Annotated in this window: 1 protein-coding gene; it reads left to right on the top strand. The window is 73.1% G+C overall.

From position 1 onward, the window contains the following. On the top strand, positions 1-245 hold a 245-nt coding region (locus AB4Y43_RS40730; RefSeq protein ID WP_368730318.1), incomplete at both ends, for an amidase family protein.

Below are 245 nucleotides of genomic sequence, written 5' to 3'. Positions count from 1 at the left end.
GCCATTGCGGCACGCATCGTGCCCGCCGGACTCGGCACCGACACCGGCGGCTCCACGCGCATACCGGCCGCGCTATGCGGCATTGTCGGCCTGCGCCCGAGCGTGGGCGACGGCGGCACGCAACGCCGCTATCACGACCCGCAGGCCGTCGTGCCGATCAGCCATACGCGCGATACGGTCGGGCCGATGGGGCGCACGGTTGCCGATGTCGCGCTGCTCGACGCCGTGATTACCGGGCACGGGCC

It is taken from the genome of Paraburkholderia sp. BR10872 (genome assembly GCF_040965835.1).
GTDB classification, from domain to species: domain Bacteria; phylum Pseudomonadota; class Gammaproteobacteria; order Burkholderiales; family Burkholderiaceae; genus Paraburkholderia; species Paraburkholderia nodosa_A.
Note: the sequence above shows the minus strand (reverse complement) of the source record. Positions and strands in the feature narration are given on the sequence as shown.